The following is a 19163-nucleotide window of genomic DNA, read 5'->3' as shown; positions in this document are numbered from 1 at the left end:
ACTGCAAGGCCATGCACTCCCGACTTGCATTGTTCTGGACCGGATGCGACTAAGCCGTCATATTAACTTTTGAGCCGCAGTCTTTTTTATCTGCCGTTTGTTTGGTTCGTTTTTGATTTTTTGCCCTTTGGCGCAGCCCACCGCTGCGGAGACTTTTATGAAGACAGTTAACCAGAGTTTCCTTGCATTTGCGGACCGTCGCTTTCGCCTCAGCGGGCGCGCCCTGATCGAGAATGGCCACCCGTATTTTGTGCCCACCGATGGGCTTCAGGCACAGGCAGACCAATGGCCACAGGGCTATCTGTCCATGTCTCACTATGATTATCTCGGCCTGATGCACCATCCCGCCACAACAGGCGCAGCCAAAGCAGCCATTGAAGCACAGGGCACAGGGGTCGGGGCCTCCCGTCTTGTTGGCGGTGAACGGCTGGCCCATCGCGCGCTCGAAGAAGATCTGGCAGATTTCCTGGGTGTGGGCGGTGTATTGTCCATCATCTCGGGCTATCTCACCAATGTCTCCGTCATTGGCCTCCTGTGCGGGCCGCGCGATCTGGTGCTGGTGGATGAGTTGTCCCACAACTCCATCATGGTCGGTGCGCGCAGCTGCAAAGCGCATGTTGAGACCTTTGCCCACAATGATCTGGACGATCTGGAACGTCTGCTGCGCGAACATCGGGCCGAATATGGCCGCGTCCTGATCTGTACCGACGCACTTTTCTCTATGGACGGCGACATCACAGATCTGCCGCGCCTGCTGGACATGAAAGATGCCTACGATGCATGGCTCCTGCTGGATGAGGCCCACTCCTACGGTGTGCTTGGCACCACGGGGCGCGGTCTCTGCGAGCATTTTGGCGAAGACCCAAACCGCGTTGAAGTGGCCATTGGCACGCTCTCCAAAAGCTTCGCCTCCTCCGGTGGTTTCATTGCCGCAAATGCCGATGTCATCGAGTGGATGCGATTCTGCCTGCCCGGTTTTGTCTACTCCGTCGGGTTGGGGCCATCGACAGTGGCCAGCGCCCATGCGGCCCTGCGTCTCTTGCGCAGTGAGCCTGATCGGGTGACAACCCTGCGCCGCAACTCTCAGTATTTTCTCAAAAGGGCCGCCGAAGCTGGGCTGGACACCGGCACCGCCATCGGTGAAGCCGTGGTGCCTATCCTGTTTGAGACACCAGAAGACTGCGTCTTTGTCGCCGAAGCTCTGATGGCACAAGGCATCTATGCGCCGCCAGTTGTGCATGTTGGCGTGCCGAAAGACATGCCGCGCATCCGCTTCTTTATCTCAGCCGCCCATAGCCCCGAAGACCTTGATCGGGTGATTGCAGCGGTAGAGAAAGCCGCGCAGGCCGCAACCGCTCTGCGCAGACGGATGAGCGCGGAATAAATCCCATGCACGATCAGACTTGCGAAACACTTTGGGAAAGTCATCCCGCCCGCGCAAGCCAGAACGCATCGCGTTTCTGGGAAGGGTTTCGTGCCCTGCTCTTGATGACACTGGGGGTGTTTGCCTTCCTGCCAAATGCACAGGCAAAGCCAAAACTCAGCATTCTTTCGACACAAAACACAGCGCAACTACCCACGGCAAACGCAGGGTTTCCTCATCCCGAAGAGCCAGGACAGCTGTTCTTCCTGCAGCGCACATTGAATGCCAACACCGTGGTGTATACCGCACGTTTTGACGCCAACGGAGATCTGGATGCCACCGCCCCCATCGCAGTCTACTGGCGGCGCTTCGCAGATGCAGGCGCCATTATGCCACTGCGCTGGTATGAACGCCTCTTTGGCTTTGGTGTGCGCCTGACACAGACGTCTCAAAATCAACGTTTTGTCACCTTCAATGCCCTCAAGGAACATCGGCTCGAACTGCGCCAGACCGGCCCTTTTTCTGCGGCCTTGTTCACACGCCAAAACAACCAAGACTACCAATTGATTTACGCCTATCTGGATGTCGATGACAGCGGCCTCCTGCCCAAGGTCACCGGGCTGCGCCTTTACACGCGCGACCCACAGACCGGACTTTATGTAACGCATAACATTGCCGTTTCCGGCGGAACTTATTCACAATGACCCAATTGTCCCCCACACCCATCCGCACCGTCATCGTCGGTGTTGGCAACTGCGCCAGCTCTCTCATTCAAGGCGTCTCCTACTGTCGCGCCCTAGGAGACAAAGCCATCGGCGTCAGCTTCCCTGATTTGGGTGGCTATACCCCTGCTGATGTCGATCTGGTGGCTGGCTTTGACGTCGACAGCCGCAAAGTTGGCAAGACACTGGGTGAGGCGGCCTTTGCGCCGCCCAATTGCACAGAACAGTTTCATACCGATGTGGCCGAACACACTGGGCCTGTACTGCGCGGCCCCGATCTGGATGGCGTTGCAAGCCACATGCTAGCCAACCCCGCGGACCGCAGCTTCCGCCTGTCTGAGGCCCCTGCGCTTTCCAAGGCTGAGATCGTCAGCCAACTGCAAGACCTGCGCGCTGAGGTGATGATCATCTTCCTGCCCGTAGGATCCCAGAAAGCCGTCGAATTTTATGTGGACTGCGCGCTGGAGGCGGGGGTGGCCGTGGTCAATGGCATTCCGGTCTTCATTGCCTCCCATCCCGTCTGGGCTGATAAATTCCGCGCCGCAGGCCTGCCCATTCTTGGCGATGATTTCAAAGCACAGATGGGGGCCACAATCCTGCACCGCACGCTTGCCAATCTGGCAGAAATGCGCGGGGTTGAGATTGACCGCACCTATCAGCTCAATGTCGGCGGCAACACGGATTTCCTCAACATGAGCGAAAACGCCCGCCTCTCCAACAAACGGGAAAGCAAAACCGAGGCCGTGCAGGCCGCCATGGAACAGCGCCTGCACGACAATGATATCCGCATTGGCCCCTCCGACTATGTGCCATGGCTCAATGACCGCAAAGTGGCCTATGTGCGGCTCGAAGGCCGCCTGTTTGGGGGCGCGCGCACCAATATCGAAGTGCGGCTGGATGTCGAGGATAGCCCCAATGCCGCCGCCGAAGCGCTGGTGGCCATCCGGCTGGCCCGCATCGCCCGGGATCGTGGATTGGCAGGCCCCATCGCAGAGGCCAGCGCCTTTCTGTTCAAACATCCCCCTGAGCAAATCGAAGATACCGATGCCCATGATGTTGTGCTGAAATTTGTCCAACAAGGCGACTGATCCTATGCGCGCGGCTTTTGTTTCCGGCGGCTCCAGTGGCATTGGTTTCGCCACAGCGCATGCGCTGGCCGTTAAAGGCCACGACCTTGCGCTCTTTGCCCGGGATGCGGCCAGACTGCTTGAGGCCCGCGCCGCCATTCTGGCCGATGCGCCTGACATTCAAGTGGAGACCTATGCCGTGGATGTCGCCAACCGCGATGGCTTCGTGGCCGCACTCACAGATGCTATGGCAAAACTGGGGCCCCCAGAGATGGCCGTTGCAAGCGCCGGCATGGCCACGCCGGGCCTTTTTACCGAACAAAGCTATGAGCTGCATGCACGCCACATGGCGGTGAACTACCTTGGCGCACTTACGCTGACCGACATCCTGTCCGGTCCAATGGCCGCCGCAGGGGGTGGAAAAATTGGATTGATCGCCTCAGGTGCGGCCTTCTTTGGGATCTATGGCTACAGCGCCTATGCCCCCTCCAAGTTCGCGCTGCGCGGCCTGTCAGAGATCCTGCATCTGGAACTGGCCCCCAAAAACATCTCGGTGACATTGATCTATCCGCCTGACACCGACACCCCCCAACTGGCCGAAGAGCTGCGCACCAAACCGTTGGCGACACAGAAAATCACCGCTGGCGGCGGGCTCGCACAGCCCTCAGAGATCGCGAAGAAACTGATCCATGGCATGCAGGCCGGACACCCTGTGGTGACACCGGGGCTGCAAATGACGCTGCTCTACCGGTTTGGCAGCCTGCTTGCGCCGCTCCTAAGGCTGTATCAAAAGCACATCATCGCGCGGCATAGCGCATCATGACCCCGCTCATGATTCACAAAATCGCGCTGGTCGCCAGCAGCATCATCGGCGCGGGCTTTGCCCTTTTGGCGGTGATGACGCTCTGGCCCGCGCTGCGCAGCAAGAGCCTCGCCTTAATGGGCACCCTGCTCAGCGCCACTCTGATCATGTTGTGTCTCTGTGGGCTCTTTATGATGGGGCCGCAGGTGCTCATTGCGGCCGGAGCCCTCGCCGCCGCCCGGATCAGCTATGAGGTGGCAACTCTGCGCTTTTCACAGGACCGCTACGTCATCCTCTGCGTAACAGCCGCCACCGTACTCACTGTCGCAAGCGCGCTCTATGTGCCTGTCGCGCTGGCCTGCGCGGCGCTGTGGTTTGGCCTCTTCGCCTGCAAAGCCTGCGCCATCACAGTGCACAAGTACCGCATCACCAACATTCTGCTGTTCCCGGTCCTGCCCTTCGCAATTCTGGCCCATGGCGCCGTGTCGCCCAACCTCACTGCATTGATGCTCGCAACCTATGTCATGGTCGAGATCTTTGACAGTTTCGCGCTGTTTTTTGGCAGCCTTCTGGGTCGTACCAAGGCTTTTCCAGGTGTCAGCCCAAATAAAACCGTCGAAGGCCTGATCGGCGGGGCCGCAGCTCTTTTGATCGCCGCCTGTGCTGCGGCTGTTATGTGGGAGTTTCCCCTCGCACTCACCGCACCCACCGCGCTGTTGACAGGGGGCCTCGCCGTCGCCGGCGATCTTGCCGCCTCCCGCCACAAACGCCTTGCCGGGGTCAAAGACTATCCCAAATTCCTACCGCGTCAGGGCGGGTTGCTGGACAGTCTGGACAGCTGGATCGCCGCAGGCGGCGGGCTCACCGCGCTCAACCTGCTGATCTATCTCTGGTGACAGACTTGCCACAAAGCCCTCCCGCAGTGACACTGACCCCATGAAGGCCGCGCCCCTCTTTCCCCGCCTTCCAGTGCTGCGTGTGCTGGGCAAGCCCTTGTTTTTGAGGCTCCTGCTTCTGCTGGCGGTGATTGAGGCGATTTTTCTGGCCGAAAGCTTCACCACCCTGATGGAACATGCGCTGCGCACACAAGGCCGCGCGCTTGATGTGCTGCACCTGCTGAGCTTCAAACTGCCCGAAATTCTTGATCTGGCGCTGGCTCTCAGCCTGCTGATCGCCACCTATTTTGCCACGCAAGACGCCCGCAATCGCGGTGAGCTGATCATCCTTGCCACCGCAGGCGTTGCATGGACACGGGTGATTGCCGCCGTCCTGCTGATCGGCACCTTGGGCGGCGTGATCAGCTTCCTGAACGCCGGACTTCTGCACCCCATGGCACGCTACGGCGAGCGCCTTGCCCTTGCTGAGCTGCAGAAAAATCACCTTCTGTCCCGCATGCAAAACGGCACCACGCAAACCGCCGTTCAAACCCTCAATGACACCACTTTTGTCGCCCTGCCAGCGCAGGATCCCGCAGCGCAGGCGGGGGGCCAATTGCTGGTGTTTCAGCCGCAAGAAACGCCGGGGAATTGGCGCATTGCCCAGTCTCAGCACTGGCAGATCACCGCGCAGCCGCCCTCAGACACCCATAAGATTTCCGTAAAAAACCTCACCGTGATCACCGGTCATGATCCCACCCCAACAGAGCCCGCGCCAACGCTCAACCGCTTCACCACAGAGACCGCGAGCTTTGCCTTCTCCATGTCTGATGCCCTTCCACCTGCGGATACCAGACGCAGCGCCGCAGAGCGCCTGCTTAATCTCACAGGGGATGAGCCCGCGCGCCTCACCCGCCTGATCACACGGGCTCTTATGGTGCCCATGGCCGGGCTGCTTGCACTCGCCGCCCTTGTGGTCGCGCCCCGCGGGGTACTGCGCATGATCTCCCTGCCGCTGGCCGCGCTCCTGATGCTCTGCGTTGATGTGGCAAGCCGTGCCGCCATTACACCGCTCTCCGCAAGCCTATCCGCACCGCTGCTGATTGCACTGGCCTCTGTGCTCTATCTCGGCCCACCTCTGCTGGTGCTCGGCCTGCGCGGCGAGGCGCTAATGACACCAGACAGGTCCCGCACATGATCTGGCGCAGCCACACGGGCCTCGCCGTGCGCGCGATGATGCGCATGGATCTTTCCGTGATCGCCTTCCTGATGTTCACGCTGCTGGTGGTGGCGCTCACCATTGATCTGGCCAAATGGCTGCCCTCTGTGCAAGCCCGCGCAGACACCACCCAAACACCCTTCGCAAAAACGCTTCTCACCTATGTTGCCTACCGCAGCATCGACATTGTCACCCGCCTGCTGACCATGGCCTGTGTGGCGGGCGGTTTCGTCGCCGCCTTGCTGCGCCATCAACGTCTGGAGGATGTAGTGCTTTCCGCTGTTGGCGCAGGCCCCTCGCTGCGCTTGGTCGCCATCTTGCTGTCGGGGCTGTTGCTCGGCACCATACAATGGGCCGGCGAAGCATGGCTGCGACCCATTGCCGTGGCGGCGCAGGTGCAGGAAAATCTCGGCGACTACGGGCAGCGCTATCACAACACAGACACCGGCACACAATGGCTGGTGCAGGAGCACATCGCCCTGCACGGCACGCTCATCCGCGGCCCAGACATGCATCTCACCAATGTGAGGCTCTTTGGCGGCGTCGATACTCCAGAGCTGACCCATCTGCTCCATGCCGAAAGCCTACACCCCGGCCCACGCCCCGGCCTCTGGACCTTCACCAATGCCACCCTCTGGCATCTCAACAGCAATCGTCCCACAGAACAGCTTGCAACACTCACAACACCCCTGCCCTTTGATGCCATGCGCCTGCGCTGGTTTGGCATTGATGCCTATTACATGCCCACCGCCGTGGCCCGACACATCGCCACGCTGCCCCATGCCCCCAATGCCTCGGATGCGGCAACAGCCGTGGCCGTGCGCCGTGCCGCGCCCGTCTTGCCGGGCATCTTTCTGCTTCTGGGTATCAGCCTCGCCAGCCTCGCCACAGGCCCCCGCCGCCTCTCTCCATTTCGCCTGCTGGCCTTGGCCGCTGTGGCCTATCTCTGCGTTGTCTCCGTAAAAACCTTCTGGGCTCTGGGCATCCATGCCGTCTTGCCCCCGGCTGCCGCCGCCACCTTGCCAGCCTTCTTTGCGCTCGCCGTGGCCACGCTCATACAGCTCCACCATGCGGGCAAACTGCGCGACATCCTTCCCATCTTGCACAAGAGGCATCCATGAAAATCGTGCAAATCACGCCCTACGCCATGGACCGCCCCGGCGGGGTGCAAAGCAATATCCGCGACCTGTCTGCATGGCTGCGCCAACAGGGCCACGAAGTCAAAATCATCGCCCCGCCCAGTACAGACCTCCCCGGTGAGATGCGCACAGTTGAGCCCGGCGTGATGACAGTGGGCACCGCGCGACCATTCTCCATCCATGGCACGCAGTTTGAAATCAGCCACGCCAAAACGCGCATCCGGCGCGCAACGGTGACAGCCCTGCGAGACTGGGGCGCAGAGGTGGTGCATTTGCACACGCCCTGGACGCCGCTGATGCCATGGCAGATCTGGCGCGCGCTCAAACTGCCCGCCATCGCCACATTCCATGCCACCCTGCCAACAGGCAGCGGATTTGATCCCCTCGCCGCCGCCCTGCGCCGCGTCGGGCATCACTTCAACCGTCACCTGCATCGCATTGTTGTCCCCTCCGAAGCGCCCTTCATGCAATGGAAGACCGCAGGGGCAGACCCGCTACCTGTGATCCTGCCCCCGACAATTGACCTTGCGCCATGGCGCGCAGCCGCCGATGAAATCAGCAAGCCCGCCAACTTTCGCGCTGTCTACATGGGGCGGCTTGAGGCGCGCAAAGGCGTCTCTGTATTGCTCACGGCATGGCATAGGGTTCAGCAGGCCCTGCCTCAGGCGCAGCTGATCATCGCAGGCACCGGCGAAGAAGAGGCAGCCCTGCGCGCACAAGCGCAGGATCTGGCGCTGGCAAATGTCACCTTCCAAGTCCCCCCCAGCCACGCCGCCGCCAAAAGCCTCATCGCAGGGGCGCACGCCTTTGTCGCCCCCGCATTACATGGGGAAAGCTTCGGCCTTGTGCTGATTGAAGCCATGGCGGCGGGCGCGGTGCCCGTTGCCGCCGCCAACGATGGCTTCGCAACCGTTCTCACCGAGGCGGGCAACTCCCTGCTCTGCCCGCCGGGCGATGCCGCCGCTCTGTCCGAGACACTGCTGCACCTCGCCGCATCCCCGGCGCGCTACAACGCGGCCCGCGACTGGGCCAGATCCCATGCTGCCCGTTTTGACGTCACCGCCGTTGGCCCGGCCTATGAAACCCTTTTGCAGGAGGCCCTCTTGCATGGCTGATCGCAGCACAGCTCTTGCCAAAGCACAGACCACATGCCAGACCTTCAGAGCATTCATTTGCATATTTTTTAAGACCAGACTTGGGCATAAAGCCATTGATTGAAGGCGATCTTGTCATCTCTGCCGACTTCGGCACCTCCGGCGTGAAAGTCGGCGTTGTGGACAGTTCCCTGACCATTCTGGCACGCGTCACCATCGCCTATCCCCTCAATCTCGCCCCCGGCGGCATCGCCGAACAAAACCCGACAGACTGGTGGGAGGCGCTGGCACAGGCGCTGCACGCGCTGCATCAGGAGCTTCCTGATCTGAAATCCCGCGCGGCCGCATTGGTGTTTTCTTCCCAACTGCTCGGGCTGGTGTGCTGTGACGAAGATGGCACACCGCTGCGCCCCTGCCTGACATGGCTGGACAAACGCGCGGCCCCTTTGGGCAAAAAGCTTGTGGGCGGCTTTCCCGAGATCCATGGCTATAATGCGCCGCGTCTGGCCCGCTGGCTGCGCATCGCCAATGGGGCGCCTGCCAAAAACGGCATGGACCCAACCGCCAAAATGCTCTGGTTCATGCAACAGGAGCCAGACATCTACGCCAAGACCCGCTGGATGGTGGATGTCAAAGACTGGCTGGTGCATCGCGCCACCGGCACGATGACCACCTGCCCCGAAAGCGCCAATCTCACATGGGTGATGGACACGCGCCTTGGCCGCGAGGGCTGGTCTGAAACACTCTGCGCCCTCACCGGCATCGATCCGCGCAAACTGGCCCCGATCACACAGGCCGACACGGTTGTGGGCCCGCTCACGCCGCAAGCCGCCACAGATCTTGGCCTGCGCGCCAATGTTCAGGTGCTGGCAGGCACATCAGATGCCATGGCCTCCACACTTGGCTCCGGTGAAGTGGCCGATGGGGCGCTGCATGTTTCTGTCGCCACCTCCGCATGGATCGCAGGTTTCTTTCCAAACCGCCGCCTCAGCGTCGCGCATTCCTATGCCACGGTCACCTCTGGCCTCAACTTCCGCCCGCTCCTGATCGCCAGTCAGGAAAACGCAGGATCCGCACTGGATTGGGTGGCCGCGATCACCGGCGGCGGCGGCACGCCCTATGCTGATATCGGCACACCACAGCCAGATGATCCGCTGTTTCTACCCTGGCTCGCCGGCGAACGCGTGCCGGTGGACAATGACCGCCTGCGGGGCACTTTTCATGGCCTCAGCCTGCATCACGACGCCGCCGCCCTGCGCCGCGCCGCCATCGAAGGCGTCGCGCTCAATCTGCGGTGGGCCATGTCCAAAGTGGCGCGTGAGAGAGGCGCGCAGACTTCCGGGACGCTCTCCATCACCGGCGGTCTGGCCGCCAACCCTGCTTTTGCCCAAACCCTCTCAGATGCACTGGGACGCAACGTGCGCGTCTGCGCCGCCCGCCATGCAGGCATGCTGGGCACAGCCACCCTCGCCGCCCCACTCATGGGCTGGGCCGACAGCGTCACAGAGGCCGCCGCCCGCCTCAAAACCCGCAGCTCTGCCACCTACACACCTGATCCTGATCGCAGCGACGCGCTCACACACCGCGCGCACAGCCTCAACAAAATCCGCCGCCACACCATCCGCAGCTACACCTGAAGGAGACCGCCATGATTGATGGTCTGATGAAATCCACCATCGACCCGCTCTGGGAAGCCATGGCCACCCCTTTGGTCAAGGCGCGTCTCACGCCCAATCAGGTCACTTTCATCGGGCTTGTGCTGATCATTCTGGTGTCCCTCGCCTATCTCTGGCACCAGTCCGCCGCGCTCTATGGGCTCACCCTCGCACTGGCCTTTGTGTTTGACGCGCTGGACGGTGCCGTGGCGCGGCGGCGCAACATGTCCACCAAAGCGGGCGGCTATTTCGATGCCATGGTGGACCGGTATCAAGAGCTGGTGGTGCTCGCCACGCTCGCCCATCTGCACGACGTCTGGCCTCTGGCACTGGCCTGTTTCTCAGGCTCTGTCATCACCTCCTACGCCAAGGCGCGCACGGCCATTGAGATGCCAATCTCCAACACCAACTGGCCCGATGTCTTCGAACGAATGGAGCGCATCATCTATCTCTGTGTCCTGATGCTCGCCGCTGGCCTGCTGGGCACAGGGCTGATCGCTTGGGGCTTGGCGCTCTTTGCTGTGCTGACCCATGCCACCGCCCTGCAAAGGGCGCGCCGCGCCACACAGATGCTGCGCGCTCAGGATGCGGCTGATGAAGAGATCACAGCCCCATAAGCCCCGCGACTGCCGCGCCAGGCGCACCACATGTCCGGCACATAACTTGTGACGTAAAACAGAAATCCACTTAACAGCAGCAACTCGGTGCTGGCATAGGCCGCATAGACCTCATAGCGATAGGCCTCCGGCGCATATCCCTTGCCCAGAAACAGGCACAGATACACCACACCAAGCACAATCGGCACCCAGACATAGCCCCGCCGCCAGCGCCCAAAACGCGGTGACCACACCCGCCCTACCACGGTCCCCTCTGGTCCCATGGCGGCATAGCTGCGCGACAAAACCTCTCCGGTCACAATGGCAAAGGCCTGAGAAAAGAAAAACACATAGCTCCCCGCCATATGCTGATCGCGGAACTCCGGGAACCGATACTGGCTCAACACCACCATGCCAACCGACGCCAGCGCCTGCAGGGCCACAAGCAGCCATGTCAGCCCGACCACACGCTGGCTTGCACGCCCATGCCGTTGCAGTTCCCGCAAGGCCGGGACACTGACAAGAACAACGCCCACAAACAGTGCCACCGCCGACAACAGCAGCCAAATGGCAAAAGGCTCCCCAATGCGCGGATCCGCAATCGACTCGCTGATGGTGCGCGCGCGCATCGCACTGAGATCAGGATAAAATGCGGCAAACTTCCAGCGCGCGGTGTAAATCTGGACATTTACTGTCAGCGTCACAAACAGCGTGGCGATCAGCGAAATCAGCATCGCCCACCCTGTGCCTCGGCTGGGAGCCCATTGCCTCTGCGTCATGATGTCAAATCTCTTTGGTCAAATACTCATCTGACACGATGCGCCCTGCGTCCATCTTGATCAAGCGGTCACACTTCCCAAATTGGTGATCATCATGGGTCACCGCCAAAACGAGCCGCCCGGATGCGGATAATTCCGGCATCAACACATCATAGAAAAACGCCCGGTTCGCCGGATCCTGATCCGCGGCAAACTCATCCAAAACAATGATCGGCCGCTGCTCGGCCAATGCTACCGCCAGCGCCAGCCGACGGCTTTGCCCCGCAGACAAGCTTGTGTTGGAAAACTTGTCCCCTAACAGCTGCACACGTTTGGCCAACCCCAACTGCGCAATGCGCGCTTGAAGCGCCTCCAACTCGCTTTCCGGGAGGCCATAGGCATGATCAAACAGATGAAACTGGGCAAAGACCGCAGAAAACAACTCACGGTATCCAGCAGTTGTCGCATCCGTCAACGCCACGCCGTCCAAAGTGATCTCGCCCTTGGCCGGGTGCCGCATCCCCGTGATCAAGGACAAAAGCGTGGTCTTGCCAGAGCCGTTGCCCCCACAGATAAACACCGTCTCCCCCGGATGAAACGTCAGATCCACAGGCCCCAGATGAAAGGGCACCACGCCCTCACGCGCCTCTCCCACATCGGCTGTCACCTGACGTAGGGCAATTTCAGAGAACGCTGAGACGGTCCGCTGTGGTGCGGCCAGCGCAAGGTTTTGTGCCGCCATAAGATCCGCTTCAACCTGTTTGATTTTAACATAACTGCTCTCGGCTTTGCTCAGCATCGGCAAGGCCGCGAAAACCATCTCGGTCGGGCCATTGACCAAAAACACGATCGTCAGCACCTGAAACATCGCCACGGCCCCGCCCGATTGCAGATAGGGCAGGGCAATCACCACAAAGCACAACAACAGCGCCACCGCCGATTGTGCGCCTGCGGTACTGCCCGCGAACAATCGCTCTGAGCGCATTCTGCGAAATACCTGTGTTTCAATCACACCCTGCGTTTCGGCCTCCAGAGCCGACCGGCGACTGGCCCGCAGCCGCAGTTCCTTCCAGCCTCCGAGCATATCGGTGACCCGATCACAATAAAGCGCAAAGGAATCCGCCGCCCGATAGGCCCACCGCCGCGCTGGCCCATCCAGGAACGCAAAGGAAATCCCCCCAATGATCAGCGCGCCAAGCGCAGCCAGCCCGGCAATCCAGCTCACATAAAACAGATAAGGGATGGCAAAGAGCAAAACCACACAGGCCCCGATGCCCTCCACCAGAAACACCACCGCCTGTGCAAGTTGGGTGACCTCAGCGGTCATGGCCCCATAGACTTTTCCGTGACGCCCGCTGATCAGGAAATCAATATTGGCCCGCAGCAACAGTGTTGAAAGGCGATTGCGCATCTGTGCTTCGATCCGGGTGATCAGCGTAAAAGCGCGCACCTTCTGCAGATAGCCAAAGCCAACCATGCTCACCACGCAAAATAGCAGCATCACCACCGGCCAGCCGAAGCCTTCGCCATGGCGGCGCGCGGTTTCATTGATCGCAAAAATCATACCTGCGCGGCTGAGCCCAGACAGCAAGGTGTAAAACACAATGCGATCTTTCACGCCGCCCCCGGCCCCCAGAAGGAAGCGCACCACTTCAAGACGCAAACGCAGGGTATTTTTGGGGGCCACCTCTGGCGACGTCGTCATTTCAAAATTCACGCTCACAGGGCCCTCAAACGCACTTTTTTGGGTCTTGTTAACGAGTTAGGCCCGAAAAATCACACCTACGCAATACAGACGTGAAACAGACGTAATACAGACACCCCGTGTTTGAGCCCAATTTCAGCACCTGAGTCGCATTGCTTAGCACCCTCCCGCCGGGAACCAGACATGAAATTCGGTGCCATGCCCCAGCCTGCTCTGTGCCTCAATAGCCCCATCATAGCGCGCCACCAACTTACTGGTGATGGAAAGGCCCAGCCCGGTGCCTTCTCCTTGTTTTGTCGTGAAAAAGGGATCGAAAATCCGGGTCAGATGTTCCGCCGTCATGCCAATACCCGTATCTCTGACGATGATCAAAACACCCTCGCGCCCCTCTCTCTGCTGATCTTCGGCAGCAAGCGTCAGATCCCCGCCCTCTGGCATCGCATGTATGGCATTAACCATCAGATTGATCAGGATTTGTTGCAGCTCCGTACGATTGATGGCAACCGTGTTAAGACTGTTCAACTCCTGATGCAGCACGATCTCACTGTTGCTCAGTAGGTGCTGCACCAACGGCAGCGTGTCCAAGAGGATGTCTGCCGGGCGATGCTGCGCACTGCCCTCGGCATATTCATCCGGGCGCGTGAACTGTAAAAGTTTGTTCACAATGAGAAAAATGGAATGTGTCTGCTCATCAATGAGACGCAGCTCTGTCTTGATTTGATCCGCCTCCGCGCCCAGCTGCACCCGTACCACATCCAAATTGCCCTGTATCACCTGCACAGGGTTGTTGATCTCATGTGCAATCCCAGCGGCAATCTCCCCGATCGCGGCCAGCTTCTCGGACACCACCAACTGTTTGGTGGTCGCCTCCAGCCGCCGGTTGACCTCTTCCAGATCCTGCGTCCGCGCCGCCACGCGCCGCGTAAGCTCCCGATCTCGCTCCTGAATTTGCTCCAACAGGCTGTCCATCTGTGCCGCCACACGGCCAATTTCACCGCCAGAATTCTCCACGCCGGTGCGCGCCCCAAGGTTGCCCTTTTCCACTTTTGAAATCGTCCGCAGCATGCGCTCCAGCGGGGCAAAAATCTGCTGTGCCCAGCGCAGGAAAATAGGCACGGAAATCAAGACGATAACCGCAAAAGCCACGGCAAAAGTCAGAATGGTAGAGAATTTTGCATCCCGGAACGGCTGATCCAAAAAGCCGACGTACAGCATGCCCACACGCTTTCCGAAACTGTCCGTAATCGGCTCATAAGCTGAGATATACCAATCATTTACCACAAAGGCGCGATCCAGCCAGACCTCTCCGCGATCCAGAACCGCTTCCCGCACAACACCGGACACACGCGTACCCAGCGCGCGTTCATCCTGAAAAAGGCGCACATTGGTGGACACCCGCACATCATCCAGAAACAGCGTCGCCGTCCCCTGACTGCCTTCGGTCAGGCTGGCTGTCGGATAAACCAAGTCATTGATTGTATCGATAAAAGTGAGGTTTCGATTGAGCAGAACGCCCCCCACAAGCGCCCCGCTGCGCCCATTGCCAGAGATCGGCGTGGCCGCATGCACCATCATGCCACGGGCCTCTACCTTCCGCTCTGTCGGCACCGCAGCCTGCGTCGGCACCAGATCAATCCGCGCCTTATTCGCCAAATACGGAGAGACCTGCCCAAGATCAGAAGCTTCAAAAACATCAATCCGGGCAGACCCTTGCCCCGCCAAGGCCCCGGCAACAACAGGCCATTTCGTCAGCCCCAGATCATCGACAAACTGGGGCGACGACAACACCGAGCCTTCCGGCGTGATGTAATACAGAAAATCCAGTTCCAGCTTCGCACGCTGATATTCCAACAGGGCCAGAATGCCTTTGCTGTCATTCTCCGCCACCCGGCTCACGAAGCCTGCGGAATCGGCGATAGCCTGCATGCGCAACGTGCTATTTTCAAGCAATTGGGAAAGATACTGATCCGCAATGGTCAGCTCCCCATTCACCTTTGCAATCAATAGGTTGTCAAATCTAGAAGACCAATTGATTGCTGTGATGATGAAGAAAATCGGCATAATGACAAGCGTCGGCAACAGCGCGATCGCCAACAATCGCATGCGCACCGATGTCGGCCGACGCTTTGGTCGTGGTGCCCTGTCAAGCGGATCAGTCATTCCACATGGCACATTTGCGGTCGATGGTCTTGCGTGAAATACCCAGCCGTCGCGCCGCCTCTGCCCGGTTGCCATCACAGGCATTGAGCACGGTCAAAATGTGACGCCGCTCCACCGCCGCAAGACTGTCCACAGCCGCCACTTCCTCATCGGATCCATTGGCCGCAAATTCCGCAGGCCATTCGCCCACAATCAAAGACCGTTCAATCAGATTGCGCAACTCTCTCACATTGCCCGGCCAGTCATAGCGCGCCATGTTCAACAAAACCCCTTCTGACAGGGTGAGAGGCGGCACGCCCAGCGACCGGGAAATCTCCTGCAAAAACATCAACGCCAGCTCTTTCAGATCGCCATTGCGCGCACGCAGCGGCGGCATCTGAATATTCAAAACATTGATCCGATGATACAAATCTTCACGCAGACGCCCCTCTTTGACGGCGGCTTCCAGATCCGTGTTGGTGGCAAACAAAAACCGCAGATCAAGCGGCACCTCGCGTGAGGAGCCAACAGGCCGCACCTTCAGGTGCTCAATCACCCGCAGCAAAGCCGCCTGAACGGGCAGGGGCAATTCAACAATCTCATCAAGATAGAGCGTACCGCCATTGGCGTTCATAAACACACCGTCATGGCGCACCGTGCGGCCACCTGCATCCTGACGGATATGCCCAAACAGCTCATGTTCGATCATATCTCCCGCGATGGTCGCACAATTGATCGGAACAAATGGCTTGTCTGCACGGGGAGACATCATATGCAAGGCCCGCGCCGCCACTTCTTTGCCGGTTCCAGTGTCCCCTGTCAGCAAGACGGGGGTCGGCAAAGGCGCGGCCCGCGCCATCGTTACGCGGATCGTCTCAATTTCCGGAGAACTGCCAAGCAACCGCGCCCGGACCTGTTCATTTCCAGACGCAAGCTCATACTTCAAAAGGTAATTTTCACGCCGTAGGTTCACCCGATCCAAACAGCGCGCAACCGCATTGAGGATCTGGTTGGAGCGAAATGGCTTGAGCACAAAATCCACAGCTCCGGCCCGCATCGCCTCAATCGCCGTATCCATATCGGCAAAGGCTGTGATCAGGATCGTATCCGCAAAAAAGCCCAGCTTGCGCTGATCACTCAGCCATTCAAGGCCCGTGGTGCCCGGCATAACATTGTCCAAAATCACAATATCAAAGTGATTGGCATCAAGCATGCGGCTGGCAACTTCGGTGTTGGCCGCCTGCTCGATACGCCCCACGACAGGATCGAGGATTTTGACAATGAAATTACGGATACCCGGCTCATCATCCACAACCAAAACAGAGGCTGTGGACAGCCCCATGCCAAATTCGGACGGCGCTTTGGGTTGCGGACGGAGCCGCTCGATCTGAGTCATCGTATCAGTCCAATCTTACGGAACTCCCGCTGGCCTGATCAGAGGTGGCAAAACCAGCTTCGTGCAGGCCGTAGTACGCAACCACGGAAATAACGGCAACCGCCACACAGGCCATAAAAAACGTCTTCATGTCATTGGTCCTCAATATCGCTGTATAGGCGCAGATAAGCGATCAAATCTGCGCGGTCTTCGGCGCGGGCAATGCGTTGTACTGGCATTTTACTCCCCGCAATATACACGTCTGGCCCCAAATCAAAAAGCGCATCAATGGTTTGTCCATTCCAGACGATCTCTGCGTCCTGAAGCGTTTTTGAATAGGTGTAATCCGGCACTGTTCCTGCCGGACGTCCAAACAAATCTTTCAACGTCGGCCCCGCTCGACGCGCGCTGTCTCCTGTCAGTGTATGGCAAATGGAGCATTTACGCTGAAACTGGCGCTCGCCATTGGAGGCGCTGTCATTGCCGTTCAGAAAATCCCGATCCTCGGCCACCATGCGGGGCGCATCGCGCGGATCAGACAGGGGCCAGCTGAACATGGCATCATCCAGTCCCCCGGCATGGATGTTCTGACCATCCGCCGCAAAGGCTAGCGCCCAGATCGGCCCACGATGGGTTGCTTTGATATCGCTGGCAATCGACCAATCCACCGTATTCAGCAAGAGGATATACCCTTCCCCATCGCCAACAGCGAGCATCCCACCATCACGGCTCATGTCCATCGCCAGAACAGGGCGGCGTTCAAGAGTGATGTCCTTGATCACCTCGGCACTGTCCAAAGACACGATCTTGGTCACGCCATCCACCGCACCAAACGCCAGCCAGCCAGCCGCTTCATTCAAAACCAGCGTGTTCACACCAAAGCCATTGGACAAAAACAACTGCTCCAATGTGCCCCTGTCAAAATCAAATACCCGAATGCGCCCATCCGCTGAGGCCACAAAAAGCACCCTGCCTTGCTGTGCAAAGGCCACGTCGTTGACGTTGGCACCCACCTGAATGAAACGCGGTGCGGCCCCTGTTAAAGACCATACGCCAAGGCGCCCATCCCAACTGGCGCTTACCACATGCTGCCGATCCGGTGACACGGCCAAAGACAGGACCTTGCCCAGATGATGGCCAAGCACGCTGGACTGACCAGTCGCCAGATCCCACAGACGCACCGCAAAATCATCGCCTGCGGAAACCGCGCGTGCCTCATCAACAAAGGCCACCGCATTCACCGCCGCGTCATGCCCCTCCAGCCACTGTGGTTGTCGGTTGGCCCACAGCCCCAGTGCATTGTCAAAACTCGCAGTCAATATGCGACTGCCATCGGGAGACACGGCGATGCCTTTGATGGGCCCACCGTGTCCTTTCAACTGAAAGAAATCTTCTGCCAAAGCCTCCAAAGGCCAAAGGCACAATGCGATCAGCAGCCCGAGATAGCGCATATTTATTCGGCAGGGGTCGCCTGATCCGGCGCGGCATCTGATTTGGCCATTTCTTCCTCATACCAAAGCGAATGGTGCTCTTTGGCCCATTGCTCATCCACTTCACCGGTGGCCATGGTCTCAAGTGCGCCCTCCATACCCACACTGCCAAGGTAGATATGCGCAATCACGATCGCGATGAAGACAAAGGCCACAATCCCATGCCACAGCTGGCTCAGCTGCATCTCTTCATAAGGCGACAGTACCTCTGGCAGAGCGCCCCCAGCGAACAGTTGCGGCAGGCCCGTCATATTGAGCACATGGAACGTCTTGGCAAACATCGGCAGCTCAAACGGAAAGAGCAGCGCCAGCCCCGACATGGAAATGGAGACCCCAAGCACAATCACCGCCCAAAAGACAATCTTCTGACCCGCGTTGAATTTCTTGGCCGGGGGATGCACGCCCTTGGTAAACAAGCCGCCCGCCTGCGCCATCCATTTGATATCCGTGCGATCAGGAATGTTGTGCTTCACCCACATCACGAAAACCATGATCAGGGCCAACATGAAAGCCCAGGCCACATTGTTGTGCACCCATTTTCCCGCCTGCGCGATACTGGCATAGGCCTCATGCCCAAGCCATGGCAGCAGAAATTTGCGCCCCGCGATCAGGAAAAGCCCGGTCAGCCCCAAAAGGATGAAGGACACGCCCATCACCCAATGCGAAAAGCGCTCAATCGCCAGAAAGCGGATGATGTTGCGTCCGGTCTTGGCCCCTTCAATCATGATCTTGCCGCGCATGGCCCAGAACACACCAATCACCAGCGCCATGCCGCCCAACAGATACAAACCATAGGTCAGCAGCGGCCCCTCACGGAAGGCGAGCCAGGCCATGCCGCTGTCCTGAATCAAAAGGCCGGTGGTCGGCCCGCGCGCAGATGTATTGGTGTCCGCACTCCCGTACCGTAGGGCTCGGAACACATCGGCATCCGAGGCCACGCCCCGTGTGCCCAACTGCCCTATCAGAGCCTCTACATTGCCTTGCCCGGTGGCATCGCGGCGAAAGCTGTCGTCCAGCTTTTCGCCACGCTGACGGGCCATGATATCTTCAAGCGTTTGGGCTCCACCTGTTGTGCTCCGATCAGGAGCCGCATCCTGCGCCACCGCAGGCAGCGTCAGAAACAGGGAAAGAACGATCCAGAGAAGCGCGCGCATCACATCCTCA

General features: G+C 59.3%; 17 protein-coding genes. 10 read left to right on the top strand and 7 right to left on the bottom strand.

Going from position 1 to position 19163, the window contains the following annotated elements:
• Positions 1–157 precede the first annotated feature (157 nt).
• From J7382_RS02455 to J7382_RS02410, 10 genes are all read left to right on the top strand, one after another.
• On the top strand, positions 158–1384 hold the full coding sequence (locus J7382_RS02455; protein ID WP_209066869.1) for an aminotransferase class I/II-fold pyridoxal phosphate-dependent enzyme: 1227 nt from the start codon (positions 158–160) through the stop codon (positions 1382–1384).
• Positions 1385–1389: 5 nt separating this feature from the next.
• Complete coding sequence (locus J7382_RS02450; RefSeq protein WP_209066868.1) at positions 1390–2067, top strand: DUF4833 domain-containing protein; 678 nt, start codon at positions 1390–1392, stop codon at positions 2065–2067.
• The gene (locus J7382_RS02445) at positions 2064–3173 is read left to right on the top strand and encodes an inositol-3-phosphate synthase (RefSeq protein ID WP_209066866.1); all 1110 of its coding nucleotides are present in this window, start codon (positions 2064–2066) and stop codon (positions 3171–3173) included. Before J7382_RS02450 ends, J7382_RS02445 begins: the two co-directional genes overlap by 4 nt.
• A gap of 4 nt (positions 3174–3177) precedes the next feature.
• Complete coding sequence (locus J7382_RS02440) at positions 3178–3975, top strand: SDR family NAD(P)-dependent oxidoreductase (RefSeq protein ID WP_209066864.1); 798 nt, start codon at positions 3178–3180, stop codon at positions 3973–3975.
• Between the two features lie 8 nt (positions 3976–3983).
• A complete protein-coding gene (locus J7382_RS02435; RefSeq protein WP_209066861.1) occupies positions 3984–4850 on the top strand; it encodes a phosphatidate cytidylyltransferase in 867 nt (288 codons plus the stop codon).
• Between the two features lie 40 nt (positions 4851–4890).
• Positions 4891–6027 carry an LptF/LptG family permease gene (locus J7382_RS02430; RefSeq protein WP_209066859.1) on the top strand — a complete coding sequence of 379 codons (1137 nt, stop codon included), beginning with the start codon at positions 4891–4893 and terminating at the stop codon, positions 6025–6027.
• On the top strand, positions 6024–7169 hold the full coding sequence (locus J7382_RS02425) for an LptF/LptG family permease (protein ID WP_209066857.1): 1146 nt from the start codon (positions 6024–6026) through the stop codon (positions 7167–7169). The genes J7382_RS02430 and J7382_RS02425 overlap by 4 nt, the downstream gene beginning before the upstream one ends.
• Positions 7166–8302, top strand: a complete 1137-nt coding sequence (locus J7382_RS02420; RefSeq protein ID WP_209066855.1) for a glycosyltransferase family 4 protein — start codon at positions 7166–7168, stop codon at positions 8300–8302. The genes J7382_RS02425 and J7382_RS02420 overlap by 4 nt, the downstream gene beginning before the upstream one ends.
• 80 nt (positions 8303–8382) lie before the next feature.
• On the top strand, positions 8383–9918 hold the full coding sequence (locus J7382_RS02415) for an FGGY family carbohydrate kinase (protein ID WP_209066853.1): 1536 nt from the start codon (positions 8383–8385) through the stop codon (positions 9916–9918).
• A gap of 11 nt (positions 9919–9929) precedes the next feature.
• Positions 9930–10553: a CDP-alcohol phosphatidyltransferase family protein gene (locus J7382_RS02410; protein ID WP_209066851.1), complete on the top strand. Its 624-nt coding sequence runs from the start codon at positions 9930–9932 to the stop codon at positions 10551–10553.
• On the opposite strand, the gene J7382_RS02405 is transcribed toward J7382_RS02410, so the two are convergent.
• From J7382_RS02405 to J7382_RS02380, 7 genes are all read right to left on the bottom strand, one after another.
• Positions 10517–11311: a hypothetical protein gene (locus tag J7382_RS02405; protein WP_209066849.1), complete on the bottom strand. Its 795-nt coding sequence runs from the start codon at positions 11309–11311 to the stop codon at positions 10517–10519. The genes J7382_RS02410 and J7382_RS02405 overlap by 37 nt on opposite strands.
• Before the next feature lie 4 nt (positions 11312–11315).
• Positions 11316–13013 carry a cyclic peptide export ABC transporter gene (locus J7382_RS02400; RefSeq protein WP_209066847.1) on the bottom strand — a complete coding sequence of 566 codons (1698 nt, stop codon included), beginning with the start codon at positions 13011–13013 and terminating at the stop codon, positions 11316–11318.
• A gap of 138 nt (positions 13014–13151) precedes the next feature.
• Positions 13152–15155 carry a cache domain-containing protein gene (locus J7382_RS02395; RefSeq protein WP_209066845.1) on the bottom strand — a complete coding sequence of 668 codons (2004 nt, stop codon included), beginning with the start codon at positions 15153–15155 and terminating at the stop codon, positions 13152–13154.
• Complete coding sequence (locus J7382_RS02390; RefSeq protein ID WP_209066842.1) at positions 15148–16530, bottom strand: sigma-54 dependent transcriptional regulator; 1383 nt, start codon at positions 16528–16530, stop codon at positions 15148–15150. Before J7382_RS02390 ends, J7382_RS02395 begins: the two co-directional genes overlap by 8 nt.
• Before the next feature lie 4 nt (positions 16531–16534).
• A complete protein-coding gene (locus J7382_RS20070) occupies positions 16535–16660 on the bottom strand; it encodes a hypothetical protein (protein WP_262975164.1) in 126 nt (41 codons plus the stop codon).
• Position 16661: 1 nt separating this feature from the next.
• Positions 16662–17960 carry a c-type cytochrome gene (locus J7382_RS02385; RefSeq protein WP_209066841.1) on the bottom strand — a complete coding sequence of 433 codons (1299 nt, stop codon included), beginning with the start codon at positions 17958–17960 and terminating at the stop codon, positions 16662–16664.
• Positions 17961–17962: 2 nt separating this feature from the next.
• Positions 17963–19153 carry a formate dehydrogenase subunit gamma gene (locus J7382_RS02380; RefSeq protein WP_209066840.1) on the bottom strand — a complete coding sequence of 397 codons (1191 nt, stop codon included), beginning with the start codon at positions 19151–19153 and terminating at the stop codon, positions 17963–17965.
• Positions 19154–19163: the final 10 nt, after the last annotated feature.

The organism is Shimia sp. R11_0, assembly GCF_017744035.1.
Lineage (GTDB): Bacteria > Pseudomonadota > Alphaproteobacteria > Rhodobacterales > Rhodobacteraceae > Shimia > Shimia marina.
The sequence above is the reverse complement of the archived record's forward strand: the minus strand, read 5'-3'. Positions and strand labels throughout refer to the sequence as shown.